A 15,623-nucleotide genomic window follows, 5' to 3' on the forward strand; every position below is an offset into this window, starting at 1 on the left:
GCATAGTAGGTAGAATACCTTTCCTCCCAGCCCTAACGGCCGAGAATCTAGATGTCTACCAAACAGGGGTCAGGTCCGCCATGTCGACCGTAAAATTACTGCAGTGGCTAGCACAGCAGGATTCTGACATTACGTTTAATACGGGCCAGTTATTTATCTATCCTTCTGGCCTGCCCAATCCGCATGCGGCGCTCTCGCGCCGCTCCGGGATTGATGCTGATGAACAGCGCTGGCTTTTGCGCTTGGTTAAGACCTTGCCGCGATTTAATAATGCGCCCTTGCAGAATTACCGCGATATCTTGTGCGAAGCCATTGCAGATCGCGAGATTGATGACGCTGAATTTTCGCGCTTGCAAACTGCCGCGCGAGATGGAGATATCCAGGACGTAGACATTAGCTCCCTGCACCGCGAAGTTATTCGACAATTAGCTCTGGAAACCTTACTGCACAGCGTGAACTTGGCAGATGATCTGCCCAAGCTGAAAAAGGTCGCTGCGCAGCTCAACGTCGATGACCAAGTTATCGACGAATTAATTAAACCGGATTCCGTACAGCACGGTATCCAACTCAATACCGGCGACCGCATCGCTTTCTCCGGCACCTTGGAAATTCCCCGCGAAGAATGGGTACACCGCGCTACCTTGGCGGGTCTGGTTGTCGAACAAGTCTCAGACAAGACCACGGTCTTGGTCGCGTCCAACTTGGATTCTGATAGAACCAAAGCGCAGACCGCGCGGCGTTTAGATATTCCGATGGTCACCGAATCTGAGTTCGCGACAATCTTGGGCGCGCACATCGATATTGATTCGAGCTTGGACTTCAACGCGAATTTTGCAACCAACGATATCGATCACTTCCAGCTGCAGCGCGTGTTTCCCTGGTTTGATGGCCCCGCGGGTAAGCTCCACACCCCGACGTGTGTGGCACAAGCGTGGGTGGATAACCACCCCGAGGAAGCACTGCAAGATATCTCGCCGTTTTTGGATGCCGCTTCCACGGTCGATGTCGACCGTGAAGGCGTACGCGTAATGCGCAAAATTGAAAACCGCTCCGCACAGCTGCTGCACCTTTCGGTCAAAGAGATCGCCCAATGCCCAGATGTGGGCAAGCTCAATCTCAACTCGATTGTCGTTTCTGCAGTTTTCGCGGCTCTGGATGCCAGCGAAAGCGCCCGCGCTGACGCTGCGACAGAATCATCTGCACAGGGAGAATTTGCCGCCAGCTCACAGGAGGAATTGGATGCTTTTGCAGCAAGTGTTCTGCATGAGAAATACCGGCAGCTGAGCCTTGGCATGGGCTGGATCGATCTGAAAAATGACCTCATTCCTACCCCGGGCACCATTTCGCTGCCGCCCGAGGTCAGTGCCAAGTTCAATGAGGTCGCGCAGCTTTTTGAAAACTACCCACCGTTGCTCATGGTTTTTGAAGAAGCCACCCAAGAACTGGTTAATGCGGCCAAGGGCGATGAAAGAAAGCTCGCTATCATCGCTAAGCGATGGATCGGCGACGCCACCCTCGATGACCTTGGTAATCACTTCGGGATAACGCGTGAGCGCGTGCGCCAGTTCGAAGTCGAATTGGGTGAGGATTTTAACCGTTCAAGAAACTTTTACGATGCTGTATTGGCCAAGATTGAACGCTTCATCGGCCGTGCCATCAGGCTCTATGCCTTAGAGGAACGCTTTCCGCAGTTGATGGACCGCGCAAAGCCCTTTGATACTACTTATGGCAAGCTGTTTACCGCTATTGATGGTGGCTGGGTTGTGCGCAATGGCTGGGTATTCTCACCGACTTTTGAAGAGGATATCGCGCAGCTGTTAGAGGAAGAAAAGAATGAGTACGGAGTTGCGCTCAAGCACAATGTGTTAGCCAAGTCCGGTATTAGCGAGCGTTTGCTCAATGAGTATTTAACGCGTGAGCTGGGCCAGAAGGTCATTTCCATCAAGGATTATTTGATCATTGATGCCGGCTCCCACAACTCTCGTGCGGTGGCGCTGTTGTCCATTCATGGTGAACCGATGACACTGGAAGAGATTCAGGCGCAGCTGGGCACGATGAATCTCCGGAGTGCGCGCGGCCAGTACGCGGCGGATCAGCGGCTGATTAGGGTCTCGGGTGACCAGTGGGCATTGCGCAGCTGGGGTATTCCGGCGTTTTCTTCCATCGCCGAGTGGATTTCGGAACAGGTTGATGAAGAGGCCGCGATGGCCGCGCAACATGGCGGCGAGCCCCAAGGTGTCAGCTTGGACTATCTCCTCTCCCAGGCTGGACGCCTGCGCGTCACTGTAAATTCCATCCGCACCTATGCAACATCTGATGGGCTAGAGCTTGTCGATGGCCAAGTTCGCCGCTGCGAACCCGACCTCGACACCCCAATTGGCGGTTCAATTGCTAATTCGCAGAATGTGTATTTCCGCCAAGGCCAGTGGCACCTGCTGCTTACGTTGACCAAAGTCCATGTGCGCGGAAGTGGTTTCCACATCCCGCGCGGTATCGGCAATTACTATGGGATTAATTTTGGTGATGGAATCGACCTGACCAGTCCGCTGGGCTCTGTCCGGATGGGTACGGATAAACTGCGCGCCCTCAGGTTGTCGTCTATCCGTCGATTCATCCAAGGCCTTGGCGCAGGCATCGGCGACCGCGTCTGGTTGACCTTTGGCGATGACCGCAGCTTCGCGGTTTCTCTTGCGCCAAAGCTCCAACCGGAGCTAACTGGCTTTGCGGGCCTGTATAACCACATCGGTTTGGATATCACCGAACCGGAGCTGCGCAGTCTTCTCCAACAAGAAGTAAATGATGCCGATACCAGCCGCGCAGACCTCTTAGCGCCTATCAACGAGGCTTTGGGCCTAAGCCCCGACGCGCCACGCCGACGCACGGTCTCGCTGCTTCGCCAACGCAATCAGGACGATCTGGCAGAGGCCATTTCAAAGCTCTAGCTCCTCGCGCTTTGCACGGCCGGTGCACTAGGGTTGCCGCCTTGACCCTGCCGTAGCGTCATAGTTGATACTTGCTATTATGACGCTCCGAATTAAGTTGATTAAGCGAATCTTTCTCGCCCTGCTGCTCTTGACCGTGTCCACGATGCTAATCCTGCGCGCGCTGGGTCTGGTTTCTAATAGTGCGGTCCTCATCGCATTTTTGGCCGTAGAACTTCCCACGCTGCTTGTTGTTCTCACACTCACCGGCATTGAGTTATATCAGCTGAAAAGGACGCGTGGTCTACATGGCCAAGAATTCCTCGCAGCTATTGAAGAGGAACAGCCACTGCTGCGCTTTGCGATTTTAGAAGCACGCACCCTATTTGCCCTCATTGAAGTCCTACTCGGGCGCAGACACGGCATGGATTCCAGCACCTTAGGCTTTAGTTACGCCAAAGGCACTCTTGCTATCCCCATCGCGCTCGGAGTTGTCACTGTCATTGAAGCTGCCGCTATCCACGTGCTTATCCCCTGGGCGTGGCTGCGCATCTTATTGCTTATCGCATCCATATACGCACTGATTCTGATCAGCGGTATTTTCGGCGCCCGCGCCGTTAACCCCCACCTCGTCAGTCCACAATCGCTGACATTGAAATGGGGCCACCGTACCGTGCTTAAGACCCCGCGAAGCAATATCGTAAAGGTTCAACAGCTTAGCAACCACCAGTACACAGAACCGGCTGTCGATGGATCCCTCATGGTTCTTACTTCTTTTACAAGCACGAATGTCCGCATCACCCTCGATGGGCCCGTGCCGGCGCATCCACCAGTATCCAAGAAGAAGTTACCGCAGGATTTCGCTGCTACCGAAGCAGATATCTATGTGGCGAACCCGCAAGATTTTGTACGATCCTTAGAAACGGCCACGCAGCAATAGCTGCTTAAAAGGAGGGCGATTTTGTCGAACTGGGACGATTTCGAACACGGGGTTCTGCGCAGTAAAGACCTCGCAGAAATCACCGGCACTACTATCCGCGCCATCCGGCATTATCTGCAGCTTGGCTTGCTGGAAGAACCGCCGCGCGATTCCAACGGCTACCGGCGATTCAACGCAGCGCATGTGGTCCAAGTCTTGCGAATTAAGATGCTGGCAGAATCCGGCGCATCGCTAAAACACATCTCCTCCATCTTCGCTGCCGAGGGGATTCTCACCGCCTCAGATATCGATGCCATCGATAAGGAGCTTGCCCGCAAAGAAGAACAGCTGCGTGCACAACGTCGCGCATTGAAGGCCTTGAAAGACTCGCACCTGGCAGACTCTCGGCTCAGCAAGACAGCACAATTCGATGCCGATGTTGGGCTTATGATTACCGGCACCAACGAACTTCCTGCCCAGACAAAACAAGAAATTAATGCGGCCCTCAATAACCCGGCGATTCAGCAACACAGTGCGGATCTTATGCAGGCCTTCGAATCACTGGAGCACCAGGAGACTATCTCTAACGACGCAGCAGATGCCATAGCGCAGAAGGCCGCGAACTTTTATTCACTGCTCGTCGGGCAAGTACACGAAGTCTCTCCCGTAGCTGATAATGCGCTACTCGATCTCGTTGAAGAACTTCGTCAACAACGACTCTCCCCCGCCCAATCAATTGTGTGGGAGAAGTTCTTAAAGCTTGTCGAGGGCTAGGGCACGACCTAGCGCCCTCGCGTCAGCGAGAGTTGTTTTCAAATAGTCCGAAGGCGCTAGCCAGGGAAAGTGCCAAAGAAGTACGATTATCTGCTTCCATTTTCCGCAATAGCATTGATACATGGTTCTTGACCGTCCCCTCTGCTAGGAACAGCTTGGCAGCGATAGCTTGATTATTCAGACCTCGTGCCACCAATTTCGCCACCTGTGTTTCCGTAGGAGTTAGCGTTGTTACCTTACGATTGTCCTTAGCAGAAGAACTCGAAGCCGGATTTTTCCCATAAGCGAATCCAGCAATCCTCGGGTCCAAAACCATCCCTCCGGCTGCCGCGGCTTTAGCTGCATTAGCCAGGTATTCCGCAGAGACATCTTTGAGAATATAGCCGGAAGCCCCAGCTTCAATGAGCTGCGAAACCAGCTGCGAATCATCGAACGTGGTCAAGACCAAGACTGGGACGTCCGGATGTATATCCTTACACTGCTTAACCACCTCAAGGCCATCAAAACGTGGCATAACTGCATCTGTAACGACTACGTCGGGCGCGTGAGCATCGATAAGCTCTGCGACTTCGCGACCATCAGTCGTAGTAGCCACCACTTCGCAGCCTTCAACGGTGTCAAAGAGCAGGCTAAGCCCTCTAAGCAGCATATCGTGATCATCGATAAGAATAATTCGTGTATCCATCTACATTCTTTCGTGGCAAGTGGACAGCCAAAGCAAAGCCCTCGTCTATACCTCCGTGAGCCTCAGTCCGCATTAAACCTCCGGACTGTTCTACTCGCTCAGCCAGTGACCGAAGCCCAAAACCAAAAGGTTCGCTAGTACCTGTACCGTCATCGGCTATTTTCAACTCTATTTCATCTAGGTGTGACGCCAGTTCCAGCTCAATTTGGGTAGCCGATGAATGCCGAACAACATTGGTCAATGCTTCCTGGGTAACTGCTACGACTAACTCTTCAGCCTGGGAATCAAGCTGCACTTCGGCAATGTTGGTTTTCACAGCAAGACGCGTAGATCTGAAGCTACCGGCAAGCGCGTTTAAATGTTCACTGAGACTTTCGCCGTTGAGTCTAACGGGGTGAAGCGCTCTCACTACAACCCGCATTTCTTCTAACGCTTCACTAACATTGTCTCGCGATTCCCCGACTTCTGACCACGCTTTATCAGGTTCACGGTGTTTCATACGGAGCGCGTATTCAAGCCCCATCATGACTGTGATGAGCCTGTGGCCTAAGTTGTCGTGCAGGCTCGCAGCAATTCGGCTACGTTCTTTTTCCAATGTGAGGTCCCTCGACTGCCGCAATGCTGTCGAAAGCTCGGCGTTGACCCGTCGTAGATTTGCATTCGCTTGCACACTTTCCACGGAAGCTGCGCTGGTTTCCCGCACCGACACACAGATTTGAAAGCCTGCAAACACCAAGAGCATTGCAACGGTAGTTTCCATGATGACGCGGTTTATAGATGACCCACCGATTAAGTGGATGGCCATCGTCAGCAAAACAGGCACCATGCAATAGAGAAACGCTAGCTTCGGTGAGAAGGAAAGATAAATTACGGCTGTCGCCGACCAAATTAGCATTAACCCCATAGGATTATTCGCCACAATAAAAGCTGCAAGGCTAATAAAAGCAAATGATAATGCTGCCGCAACCAGGTTCTTCCCTAATCTGACATTCTTAGCCCACCACATCCACGACACGATAAAACCGGCCATAATTGCGAGCAGAAATCCGATATCAAGTACTGGCGCACCTTGTTTTAATGTCGTGGCCAGGACTATCAACCCACCAATAACAAAGAATTTGAGTAGGCCTAGCATTTCTATTGCGACATCGGTCGCAGAAATATCAACGGGTATCGGCGCCAAATAGCGCCCATAAATTTTCTTCAATCCGGTCTTTAGAACAGCCATGGCTCCCTTTATATTCGGGTTTACTGATTCCAGGGTAGAGCCCCTTACCCATGACTGTGGTCATGACTTTCTTCAGCGAAGTCATGACTGCCGACACTAGTGACAACAGTCCGCTCAAACTTAATCTTCATTCATGAGTAAATATTCATCTAATTTCGACCTTCAACCGCGAATCCCAACCACAGCTTGGGGCCTGGTCATACGCGCCGTCATCGCGGTCGTTGTGTTGTTAACTGCAAACTCAATTCGCATTCCGATTTCATCGTGGCTTATCAATCCTCAAAACGCGCAAACAGGAGATACCCCAGACCAAGTTCTACTCTCGTCACTCATCTTCTTACTCACCCCAGTAGTTGTATTCGCATTCCTAGCCCTTTGGATGCCGCTGGTGGAGCGCCGCGGACTCAAGACCATCAGTTTCCCGCACTGGCGGGGCATCCTTCCCGGGATTGTAGGCGGAACCGTCACCGTTGCGGTCCCAGTAGCAATTGCATGGCCATTAGCGATGGCGCTCGCCGAACCACTAGATAACTCTCCTGCCCAAAACTCTGACATCGGAGGGACACTCATTGGAGCCTACGTGGTCTATTTTTTGGTCCGTTCATTCTTGCTACAAGGAATTCCCGAGGAATTTCTGTTCCGCGGCTGGTTATTTTCCACAACCAAATCCAAACCCCTTTTTAGTTTGGTCTGGACCGCACTTGCTTTCACGGTCATTCACTTAACCTCTAGTGGTGGGCAGCAAAGCACCAAGGATTTTATTCTTTATCTCGTTATGCCATTAGGTATGGGAGCCATTGCCGGCGCCGTAGTGTTGTGGACAGAAAACACGTGGTGGGCCGCAGGTACCCACGGTGGCTTCCATATAATCTTGACGGTGCTATCAATGCTATTTCCCTTTTCGATGGGCAGCAGCACCTGGGTTGTCCTCGGAATCATGCAGGTACTCGCTGCTGTTGTCATGACCCTCGCATGGTTGCGCCGACGGAACTGAGTCAAGAAAAGAAAGCAGGCCACTCGGGTTAAAATAACCTTCATGACCTGCTTTAATTTGGTGCGGCCTGAGGGGATCGAACCCCCGACCTACTGGGTGTAAACCAGTTGCTCTTCCAGCTGAGCTAAAGCCGCATCATGCTCTCTTAAAAGCTTTTCGCTTCCTCATGAGCACTCTTAGAATACTAGCCACACCTTCTAGCTTAAACAAATCGCCTGGTTGGAAGGTGTTTTCGGCTAATTCTTACTTCTTCATTGCACCGCGCGCGACCAAGCAGCTGCCCTGCCAATCGCCGAGACGCTCTGCGGTGGTCTGGACGAGACCTGCCAGTTGTGCGGATTCAGAAATTTCACCTGGAGCAATGGTGCCAGGCTTTCCTGCACCAGGAGTCAACAGCCAGATGCTGCCACCATCGCCCAAGGGGCGGAGGGCATCAACCAGGCCGTCCACGAGATCGCCGTCTTCTTCGCGCCACCACATCACAACCACGTCAACGAGCTCATCAGTCTCTTCTTCCAGGAAATCTTCTCCCAGAACAGCCTCAACAGCTTCAGAGATTGCAGGATCGCAGTCTTCGTCCCAGCCAGACTCGAGCGCAATCATGCCCTCAGTAATGCCGAGCGTGGATGCATAGTTTTTGGTTACGCCAGTAGCGTCAGCCACCGTGGTATTCCTCCTCTAGTATTGAAAACAAGTTACGAAATGATTTCGCAATTGCATTGCACCTTACCTTTAAAGATGCAAGATTTCTCACTTACACAACCAAAAGTTAATCGATTGCTGCGATTTTAGCTAGAGGCTGACGGCAAACCCGTGCGCAGTTACAATGAAATGCGCGACATATTTAGTGATTAAGCGCACCACTTTTCGACGATGTAACCAACTTGCGAGTATTGTGGAGAACAAAACATTTTTACCTAACCAGGAGGTTCATGGAATGGCTGAAAAGGATGCCCTACAGGGCGATTCCAATTTCCCACTCATTCGCGACGGCGTTGCCTCGTACCTGCACGACAGCGACCCAGAAGAAACTAATGAGTGGTTGGAATCGCTCGACGGCTTGCTGGATGAAACATCCACCGAGCGGGCACGCTTTCTGATGCTGCGCCTCTTGGAGCGCGCAACCGCAAAGCGCGTGCCCCTTCCTTCACTCACGTCCACCGACTTTGTTAACACCATCCCTACCACCATGGAACCAGAGTTCCCTGGTGATGAGGAACTGGAAAAGCGTTACCGTCGTTGGATCCGCTGGAACGCTGCGGTCATGGTGCACCGTGGACAGCGTCCAGGCATTGGCGTCGGTGGACACATTTCCACCTACGCGGGTGCGGCACCGCTGTATGAAGTTGGCTTCAACCACTTCTTCCGCGGCAAAGACGATCCATCAGGCGGCGACCAGGTCTTCTTCCAGGGCCACGCTTCCCCAGGTGTGTATGCACGTGCTTTCATGGAAGGCCGCTTGGACGAAAACGACCTCGACGGCTTCCGTCAGGAAGTCTCCCGCGGTCCAGGCAACGGTCTGCCTTCCTACCCTCACCCACATGGCATGGAATGGTTCTGGGAATTCCCAACCGTATCCATGGGCTTGGGCCCAATCAACGCTATCTACCAGGCACGCTTTAACAAGTACCTGGAGATGCGTGGCATCAAGGACACCTCCGACCAGCACGTCTGGGCATTCTTGGGTGACGGTGAGATGGATGAGCCAGAATCTCGTGGCGCTATTCACCAGGCAACGCTCTATGAGCTGGACAACCTGACCTTTGTCATTAACTGTAACTTGCAGCGTCTTGACGGCCCTGTCCGTGGTAACACCCAGATCATCCAGGAGCTGGAGTCCTTCTTCCGCGGCGCTGGCTGGGACGTCACCAAGATCGTTTGGGGTCGCGCATGGGACAAGCTTCTCGAAGCAGACAAGGATGGCGCACTTGTCCACATCATGAACACCACTTCTGATGGTGACTACCAGACCTTCAAGGCCAACGACGGCGCTTATGTGCGCAAGGAGTTCTTCGGCCGCGATGAGCGCACCTTGAAGCTGGTTGAAGACATGACCGATGACGAGATTTGGGCGCTGCGCCGTGGTGGTCACGACTACCGCAAGATTTACGCTGCCTACAACCACGTCATGGAAAACAAGGGCACCGGCAAGCCAACCGTCATCTTGGCCTTTACCATTAAGGGCTACGGTCTGGGCCACAACTTCGAGGGCCGCAACGCGACCCACCAGATGAAGAAGCTGACCCTGGAAGACCTCAAGAGCTTCCGCGATAAGCAGGGCATTCCAATCTCCGATGAGGATTTGGAGAAGGACCCAGCGGTTCCTCCGTACTACCACCCTGGCAATGATGCACCAGAAATTAAGTACATGCTGGAACGTCGTAAAGAGCTCGGCGGCTTCCTGCCGGAGCGTCGTGTTAACTTCACTCCGTTGAAGGCGCCAAGCATCGATAAGCTCAAGAGCGTTCGCAAGGGCTCCGGTAAGCAAGAAGTTGCTACCACCATGGCTTTGGTTCGTACCTTCAAGGAAGTCATGCGCGATAAGGAACTGGGCAAGCGCGTAGTTCCAATCATCCCGGATGAGGCTCGTACCTTCGGTATGGACTCCTGGTTCCCAACCCTGAAGATTTGGAACCCACGTGGCCAAAACTACGTGCCAGTAGACCACGACTTGATGCTCAGCTACCGCGAGGCAACCGATGGCCAGATCATGCACGAAGGCATTTCGGAAGCTGGAGCTGTTGCATCGTTCACCGCGGCAGCAACCTCATATGCCACCCACGGTGAGCCAATGATTCCGCTGTACATTTTCTACTCGATGTTCGGTTTCCAGCGCACCGGCGACGCATTCTGGGCAGCTGCTGACCAGATGGCACGTGGCTTCATCATTGGTGCAACCGCCGGCCGCACCACCCTGACCGGTGAGGGCCTGCAGCACATGGATGGCCACTCCCCTGTCTTGGCGTCGACTAACCCTTCGGTTCTGCAATACGACCCAGCCTTCGGCTACGAGATTGCGCACCTGGTTACCCGCGGTATTGACCGTATGTACGGTGAAAATGGCGAGAGCGTCATGTACTACATCACCGTCTACAACGAGCCTGTGCACCAGCCAGCCGAACCAGAGAACTTGGATGTTGAAGGTCTGCACCGCGGCATCTACCAGTTCAACACCGTCGGCAATGGCGACTTGGAAGCCAACATCTTGGCCTCCGGCGTTGGCGTCCACGAGTCCCTGCGCGCGCAGAAGATTCTGGATGAGGAATACGGTGTGAAGACTAACCTCTTCTCTGTCACTTCTTGGGTGGAGCTGGCGCGTGAAGGCAAGCGCTTGAACAAGGAAGCTTTGCAGCACGGCACTGAGCCAGCAAAGCCATTTGTCACCAAGCAGCTGGAAAATGTCGAAGGCCCGTTCGTCGGCGTTTCCGACTTCGTCTCCGACCTGCACGAGCAGATTCGTCCGTATGTCCCTGGCACCTATGTTGCTTTGGGTACCGACGGCTTCGGCTTCGCCGATACCCGCGCTGCGGCTCGTCGTTTCTTCAATTCGGATGCTGAGTCTGTGGTTGTTGCTGTGCTGGAAGGCCTGGCTCGCGATGGCAAGGTAGAGCGTTCAGTAGTTGAAAAGGCTGCTAAGGACCTCAAGATCGATGACCCAACCGCAACGGTCGATACCACCGAGGCTCCTGGCATCGACTAAGGCTCTCATATTCGACACGATAGTCCCTCGTGGCTGCTGCACAGTCGTCGAATAGTGAAAAAGTGCCTGTGCTTCTCCTTTAGAAGCACAGGCACTTTGCTTTTCGCTGTACGACGGAATTTTAAATATCAACGCCAAGGCTTTGTCTACCGGAGGTTCCGTCGGCCGGATATGCTCACGCAAACTAACACTGCAATCGAATAGCTTTTCCGCCCAGAAAGCTTGCTCTATAGTTGTGAAAATAATTGAAAACTAAGAACCGGGGCCGCCTCACCGTGCTCGAAGGCCAACCAGCAACGCACTGGAGCTTCGATGACAACGCCTTATAGAACCGGCGCTATAGCCCGTTGACACCACCAGGCAGGCTTTCTAGAACAATCCCGGCGCGCTGAGCAACCGCTTCGTAGCGTTCCACGAAGTTTTTGCTGCGTTGTCCGGCCGCGCAATAGACCAATACCTGGTTGTTTCCCAGCGTGGAGAAGAAATTAGCGACATCGTCATCTGCGTTAATCGCGCTCAATGGCAGCTTCTGCGTCGTGATATCTGCCGGCAAATCAGCCAGCATCACTTCATGCGGCTCGCGGATATCAACAACCGCGAATTCCCCCCGTCGCGCCTGGCTAAGCAATTCCGTAGCACGCGTTGTCACCGCGCAGGTTTGGCTCTCCTCTGCACCGTAGGTACTCAGTAGCTCAGTGGCCAAAGGCCGCTTCGGGTCAGCAGCTACTTTAAAGGTTCGCGTCGTCGGTGGAAAAGCATCATAGCTAAGCATTTCCCCCGGTTTCGTTGCGCCAATCCCGCTTAAGTATCCAATGGCATGGGTTGCCATCAGCGCACCCATCGTCGCTGTGGTCGCGCCAAGCACGCCGGCGGTCGCGCAATCGGGCACGGAGTTGGCATCAGGTTGTTCCGGAAAGAGGTCCCGCAGACCGACTCCGCGGAAGTTGGGCCCGGAGTGAAATAGCGCCAGGTCACCATGAAAGCGCAGCACCGTTGCCCAAATCAATGGCGTGCCGGTTATCTCCGCTGCATCAGCCACCAGGTATTTGGTGCTAAAAGAATCAGAGCCATCGAGTACCAGGTCAACAGAACCGACCAGCTCCACAGCGTTATCCGTAGTCAGCCGCTGGGCCGTAGCATTAACGGTAATACCAGGTTGAAGTTCTTCTAGGCGCTGCGCAGCAACCTCGACTTTCAGCTTGCCCACATCATCCGCGCTGAAAAGAATCTGGCGGTGGATATTGGTGATATCCACGGTGTCATCATCAATCACCGTTATGGTGCCAACGCCTGCCGATGCCAAAGATTGCATCAGCGGACATCCCAACCCGCCTGCACCAATGACTAAAACATGCGCATTATGAAGGCGTTCTTGTTGTTCCAACCCAAATCCGGGAAGGGCCAAGTGCCTGGCGATGCGGCGTAGTTCATAATCAGGCAGGGCCATCACAGCACCTGCTCTGACCAGGTTGCAAAGCCATCAAAGCTTGACGATGCCACCGCGTGTTCCCGCTTCGGAATCCTTCCCGCCGTGGCAGCCCAGCGGCCTGCTTCAACCGCATGGTACATCGCGGTTGCCATCGCGACGGGGTCTTGCGCGCGGTTAATCGCAGATGCAAGCAGCACGCCGTCGCATCCCAGTTCCATCGCAAGCGCGGCATCGGAAGCAGTGCCGACGCCGGCATCGAGCAGAATCGGCACCGTGGCACGCGAGCAGATCAACTCAATATTGTGCGGGTTCAAAATCCCTAAGCCGGTGCCAATCGGCGAGCCCAAAGGCATCACTGCCGCGACCCCGACATCTTCCAAACGTGATGCCACCACGGGATCGTCCGAGGTATAGGCCAGAACCGTGAAGCCATCATTGATCAGCAGCTCGCAGGCTTCGAGAAGCTCAGTGGTGTCGGGTAAAAGCGTGTGCTCATCGGCAATGACTTCTACCTTCACCCACGAAGTGCCCAAGGCTTCGCGCGCGAGCTGTGCCGTCAGTACAGCATCGCGTGCAGTCCGGCAGCCCGCGGTATTCGGCAGCAAGTCGATGTTTAACCTGCGCAGCATTTCAAAAATGGATTCGCCTGCGCCGGTATTGGCGCGGTGGCGGCGCATCGCTACAGTGGTGAGCTCGGTGTGGCTCGCCACCAAAGATTCTTCCAGTAGAGCTTGTGAGGTGGCCCCGCCGGTTCCCATCACCATATGCGAGTCGAAGGATTTATCTGCAATTGTGAGCATGTCTTAGCCGCCTTGGACTGCGGTAAGCACGTCAACGACATCGCCGGACTGGATATCCCGGTTCCACTGTGAGCGTGGAACCACTGCCCCGCCCACAGCAACCGCTACGCCTTCATCGCTACCGATGCGCTCCTTTATAAACTGCTCGATACTCTGCGGCTGGGTTTCAACCATCTCGCCATTGAAATTAAAGGTAATCACTAAAAAATCTCCTTGAAAAAATTAGACGGTGATTGTGCTTGCTGCGTGCCGAAAGGGGTTACATGCCGCAACGCTTGTCGATGCCTCCTGACCGGTAGCGAGCTCCACCGCGGATTTCGCACCTAAAGCTGCCAGCAAAATGCCGTGGCGGAAATACCCAGTCGAGATAATCAGGCCCTCGCGTACCAAGCCCAAGTACGGCAAATCGTCTGGGGTGCCCGGGCGTGCGCCGCAAGTGGCTTCTAGAAATTCGGTTTCTTCTACTCCCGGTACCACGCGAATGGCATCACGCAGAAGGTCATGAATGGCCGAGGTGCGTGGGTGCGGCGAATCTTCGCGGCTGGTGGCGCCGATGGTGACGGTGCCATCATCACGCGGGATGACATAGATGGGCCTATCTTCCACGAACCCGCGGATAACGCGGTTGGTCAGCGGCTGCAGCGCTTCCGGCACCCGCACGCGCAGAATATCGCCGTAGACAGGGCGCAGCTGCAAAGGATGCTCGCCGTCGAACCAGCCCGTGACTTTCGCGGCGCCCAAACCCGCAGACAGAACTACTACTCCAGTTGGCTCAACTTCGACGCACTCACCTGATGCCAGTTCCACTGCCTGCGGCGAAATGGCTACGACCTTCTCGCGAATATGCCGGGCACCGCGAGAAAGCACTGCATCAAAAAGAGCGCGGGCAAACAGACGCGGGTCAAGTTGGTGGTCGCCATCGATTGCTGCAACTTTAGCGATACGCGGTGACAACCCAGGTTCTAGCTGCCGTGCGTGCCGAGTCGTCAGCGGCTCAATGTCCAGGTCCGCTGCTTTCACGTACTCGATGAGCTCAGTGAGGTGCTGCCCGTCTGCCCTATCTGCACCGATAAGTAGCGTGCCTTCGGTGCGATAACCGGTGGGCAAATCCGTGTGCTGCGTGACGCGCTGAACGAGGTCGGGATAGAGCTGGGCAGATTCGCGCATGAGTGGCACGAGCTCATGCTGCTGATACTGCACCTCCGCTGTGGGTGCAAGCATGCCTCCGGCGTGATGCGTGGCTCCGGAAATCGGATCGGGGTCAATGAGCGTGACCTCAAAGCCTGCTTCTTGGAATTCAAAGCAGGTCGCAAGCCCAATGATGCCGCCGCCGATAATTACTGCATGCCGGGTCATGCTCGCACCCCTAATGCTTGCGCTCCAATCTTGAAATCGGCAATTACTTGCTCGGCAACTTGCGTGGCTGAGCCGGCTTTATGTGCTTCGCTAAAAGCACGCACCATGGCCACACCCGCGATGCCGGTTGCAGCAAGGTCACGCACATCTGCCGGCTGGACGTCGCCAATGGCAACGATCGGCAGCTGCGAAAGTTCCACCAATTCCGGGTAGCCGGAAAGCCCAATAGGTTTGCGCCCGGAGTCTTTGGTCGGCGTGGGACGGAAAGGCCCAGCGCCGACGTAATCAATGATGCCGGCATAGGCATTGGCCTGCTGGATAAGCTCAGTTGTTCCCGTGGTCAGCCCAATAATCGCATCCGGTCCAAGCAGCTCGCGTACCGCGGCAACAGGGATATCTTCTTGGCCAACGTGCACGCCGTGAATGGGAATACCGCGGCGCATTAAGATGGCGGCGATGTCGACGCGGTCATCGATAAGCGTCTTTGCATCTGGGTTCGCCTTGGCCACGGCAAGCGCTACTTTTTCCGCCAATCCCAGAAGCCGTGAGGCAACTATCGGTTTGGACCGGACTTGGATGACTCCAGCACCACCCGCGGCGGCGCTAGCAGCAGTAGCCACAATGTCATCGTCAGTGCCTGAGCCTGTAACGACATAGCAGCATAAATCAAGGTGGGCAGGATAGGTCACCGATGTCCTCGCTTCCTTCGACGGTATTAACCAACAGGTTCAAACGGTCCAACACAGCGTTAGTGTTCATCTCAGCCCAATGCTTTGGGCACCCGTTGAGGTAGTGGAAACCAGTCAAGCGCGCGAAA

At 54.4% G+C, this 15,623-nt stretch carries 13 protein-coding genes, 1 tRNA gene and 1 riboswitch; of the genes, 5 read left to right on the forward strand and 9 right to left on the reverse strand.

Annotated elements, in window-relative coordinates:
* Positions 1 to 80 precede the first annotated feature (80 nt).
* From C5Y44_RS00005 to C5Y44_RS00015, 3 genes are all read left to right on the forward strand, one after another.
* Positions 81 to 2,942: a sigma factor-like helix-turn-helix DNA-binding protein gene (locus C5Y44_RS00005; protein WP_233189764.1), complete on the forward strand. Its 2,862-nt coding sequence runs from the start codon at positions 81 to 83 to the stop codon at positions 2,940 to 2,942.
* Between the two features lie 79 nt (positions 2,943 to 3,021).
* Entirely contained in the window at positions 3,022 to 3,861 is an 840-nt protein-coding gene (locus C5Y44_RS00010; protein ID WP_105323112.1) for a hypothetical protein, read from the forward strand.
* A 21-nt stretch (positions 3,862 to 3,882) separates the two neighbouring features.
* The gene (locus tag C5Y44_RS00015; RefSeq protein ID WP_158255463.1) at positions 3,883 to 4,614 is read left to right on the forward strand and encodes a MerR family transcriptional regulator; all 732 of its coding nucleotides are present in this window, start codon (positions 3,883 to 3,885) and stop codon (positions 4,612 to 4,614) included.
* Between the two features lie 22 nt (positions 4,615 to 4,636).
* Here the strand turns inward: C5Y44_RS00015 and C5Y44_RS00020 are convergent, their stop codons facing one another.
* Together C5Y44_RS00020 and C5Y44_RS00025 are read right to left on the reverse strand one after the other, a co-directional pair.
* Positions 4,637 to 5,299 (reverse strand): response regulator transcription factor, encoded by a 663-nt coding sequence (locus C5Y44_RS00020; protein ID WP_105323114.1) that lies wholly within the window; start codon positions 5,297 to 5,299, stop codon positions 4,637 to 4,639.
* A complete protein-coding gene (locus C5Y44_RS00025) occupies positions 5,271 to 6,527 on the reverse strand; it encodes a sensor histidine kinase (protein WP_105323115.1) in 1,257 nt (418 codons plus the stop codon). The genes C5Y44_RS00020 and C5Y44_RS00025 overlap by 29 nt, the downstream gene beginning before the upstream one ends.
* 133 nt (positions 6,528 to 6,660) lie before the next feature.
* On the opposite strand from C5Y44_RS00025, the gene C5Y44_RS00030 reads away from it, so the two are divergent.
* Complete coding sequence (locus C5Y44_RS00030) at positions 6,661 to 7,521, forward strand: CPBP family intramembrane glutamic endopeptidase (RefSeq protein ID WP_105323116.1); 861 nt, start codon at positions 6,661 to 6,663, stop codon at positions 7,519 to 7,521.
* A 58-nt stretch (positions 7,522 to 7,579) separates the two neighbouring features.
* On the opposite strand, the gene C5Y44_RS00035 is transcribed toward C5Y44_RS00030, so the two are convergent.
* Both C5Y44_RS00035 and C5Y44_RS00040 read right to left on the reverse strand, forming a co-directional pair.
* A tRNA-Val gene (locus tag C5Y44_RS00035) sits at positions 7,580 to 7,655 on the reverse strand.
* A 109-nt stretch (positions 7,656 to 7,764) separates the two neighbouring features.
* Entirely contained in the window at positions 7,765 to 8,184 is a 420-nt protein-coding gene (locus C5Y44_RS00040; RefSeq protein WP_105323117.1) for a DUF3052 domain-containing protein, read from the reverse strand.
* A gap of 274 nt (positions 8,185 to 8,458) precedes the next feature.
* Here C5Y44_RS00040 and aceE point away from each other — a divergent pair, with 274 nt between their 5' ends.
* The gene (aceE, locus tag C5Y44_RS00045) at positions 8,459 to 11,221 is read left to right on the forward strand and encodes a pyruvate dehydrogenase (acetyl-transferring), homodimeric type (protein ID WP_105323118.1); all 2,763 of its coding nucleotides are present in this window, start codon (positions 8,459 to 8,461) and stop codon (positions 11,219 to 11,221) included.
* Between the two features lie 337 nt (positions 11,222 to 11,558).
* On the opposite strand, the gene C5Y44_RS00050 is transcribed toward aceE, so the two are convergent.
* From C5Y44_RS00050 to C5Y44_RS00070, 5 genes are all read right to left on the reverse strand, one after another.
* On the reverse strand, positions 11,559 to 12,668 hold the full coding sequence (locus tag C5Y44_RS00050; RefSeq protein WP_105323119.1) for a ThiF family adenylyltransferase: 1,110 nt from the start codon (positions 12,666 to 12,668) through the stop codon (positions 11,559 to 11,561).
* Positions 12,668 to 13,450 carry a thiazole synthase gene (locus C5Y44_RS00055; RefSeq protein WP_105323120.1) on the reverse strand — a complete coding sequence of 261 codons (783 nt, stop codon included), beginning with the start codon at positions 13,448 to 13,450 and terminating at the stop codon, positions 12,668 to 12,670. Before C5Y44_RS00055 ends, C5Y44_RS00050 begins: the two co-directional genes overlap by 1 nt.
* A 3-nt stretch (positions 13,451 to 13,453) precedes the next feature.
* On the reverse strand, positions 13,454 to 13,651 hold the full coding sequence (gene thiS, locus C5Y44_RS00060) for a sulfur carrier protein ThiS (protein ID WP_105323121.1): 198 nt from the start codon (positions 13,649 to 13,651) through the stop codon (positions 13,454 to 13,456).
* Between the two features lie 21 nt (positions 13,652 to 13,672).
* The gene (gene thiO, locus C5Y44_RS00065) at positions 13,673 to 14,806 is read right to left on the reverse strand and encodes a glycine oxidase ThiO (RefSeq protein WP_105323122.1); all 1,134 of its coding nucleotides are present in this window, start codon (positions 14,804 to 14,806) and stop codon (positions 13,673 to 13,675) included.
* Complete coding sequence (locus C5Y44_RS00070) at positions 14,803 to 15,495, reverse strand: thiamine phosphate synthase (RefSeq protein WP_105323123.1); 693 nt, start codon at positions 15,493 to 15,495, stop codon at positions 14,803 to 14,805. Before C5Y44_RS00070 ends, thiO begins: the two co-directional genes overlap by 4 nt.
* Positions 15,490 to 15,601, reverse strand: a riboswitch (TPP riboswitch). Its footprint overlaps the gene before it by 6 nt.
* Positions 15,602 to 15,623: the final 22 nt, after the last annotated feature.

The organism is Corynebacterium sp. J010B-136 (assembly GCF_002967075.1).
Lineage (GTDB): Bacteria > Actinomycetota > Actinomycetes > Mycobacteriales > Mycobacteriaceae > Corynebacterium.

Bases quoted from the DNA above. Each gene is read 5' to 3' on its own strand.
- C5Y44_RS00005 (WP_233189764.1), top strand. From the start codon at position 81: ATGTCGACCGTAAAATTACTGCAGTGGCTAGCACAGCAGGATTCTGAC.
- C5Y44_RS00010 (WP_105323112.1), top strand. From the start codon at position 3,022: ATGACGCTCCGAATTAAGTTGATTAAGCGAATCTTTCTCGCCCTGCTG.
- C5Y44_RS00020 (WP_105323114.1), bottom strand. From the start codon at position 5,299: ATGGATACACGAATTATTCTTATCGATGATCACGATATGCTGCTTAGA.
- C5Y44_RS00025 (WP_105323115.1), bottom strand. From the start codon at position 6,527: ATGGCTGTTCTAAAGACCGGATTGAAGAAAATTTATGGGCGCTATTTG.
- C5Y44_RS00030 (WP_105323116.1), top strand. From the start codon at position 6,661: ATGAGTAAATATTCATCTAATTTCGACCTTCAACCGCGAATCCCAACC.
- aceE (WP_105323118.1), top strand. From the start codon at position 8,459: ATGGCTGAAAAGGATGCCCTACAGGGCGATTCCAATTTCCCACTCATT.
- C5Y44_RS00050 (WP_105323119.1), bottom strand. From the start codon at position 12,668: ATGGCCCTGCCTGATTATGAACTACGCCGCATCGCCAGGCACTTGGCC.
- C5Y44_RS00055 (WP_105323120.1), bottom strand. From the start codon at position 13,450: ATGCTCACAATTGCAGATAAATCCTTCGACTCGCATATGGTGATGGGA.
- thiO (WP_105323122.1), bottom strand. From the start codon at position 14,806: ATGACCCGGCATGCAGTAATTATCGGCGGCGGCATCATTGGGCTTGCG.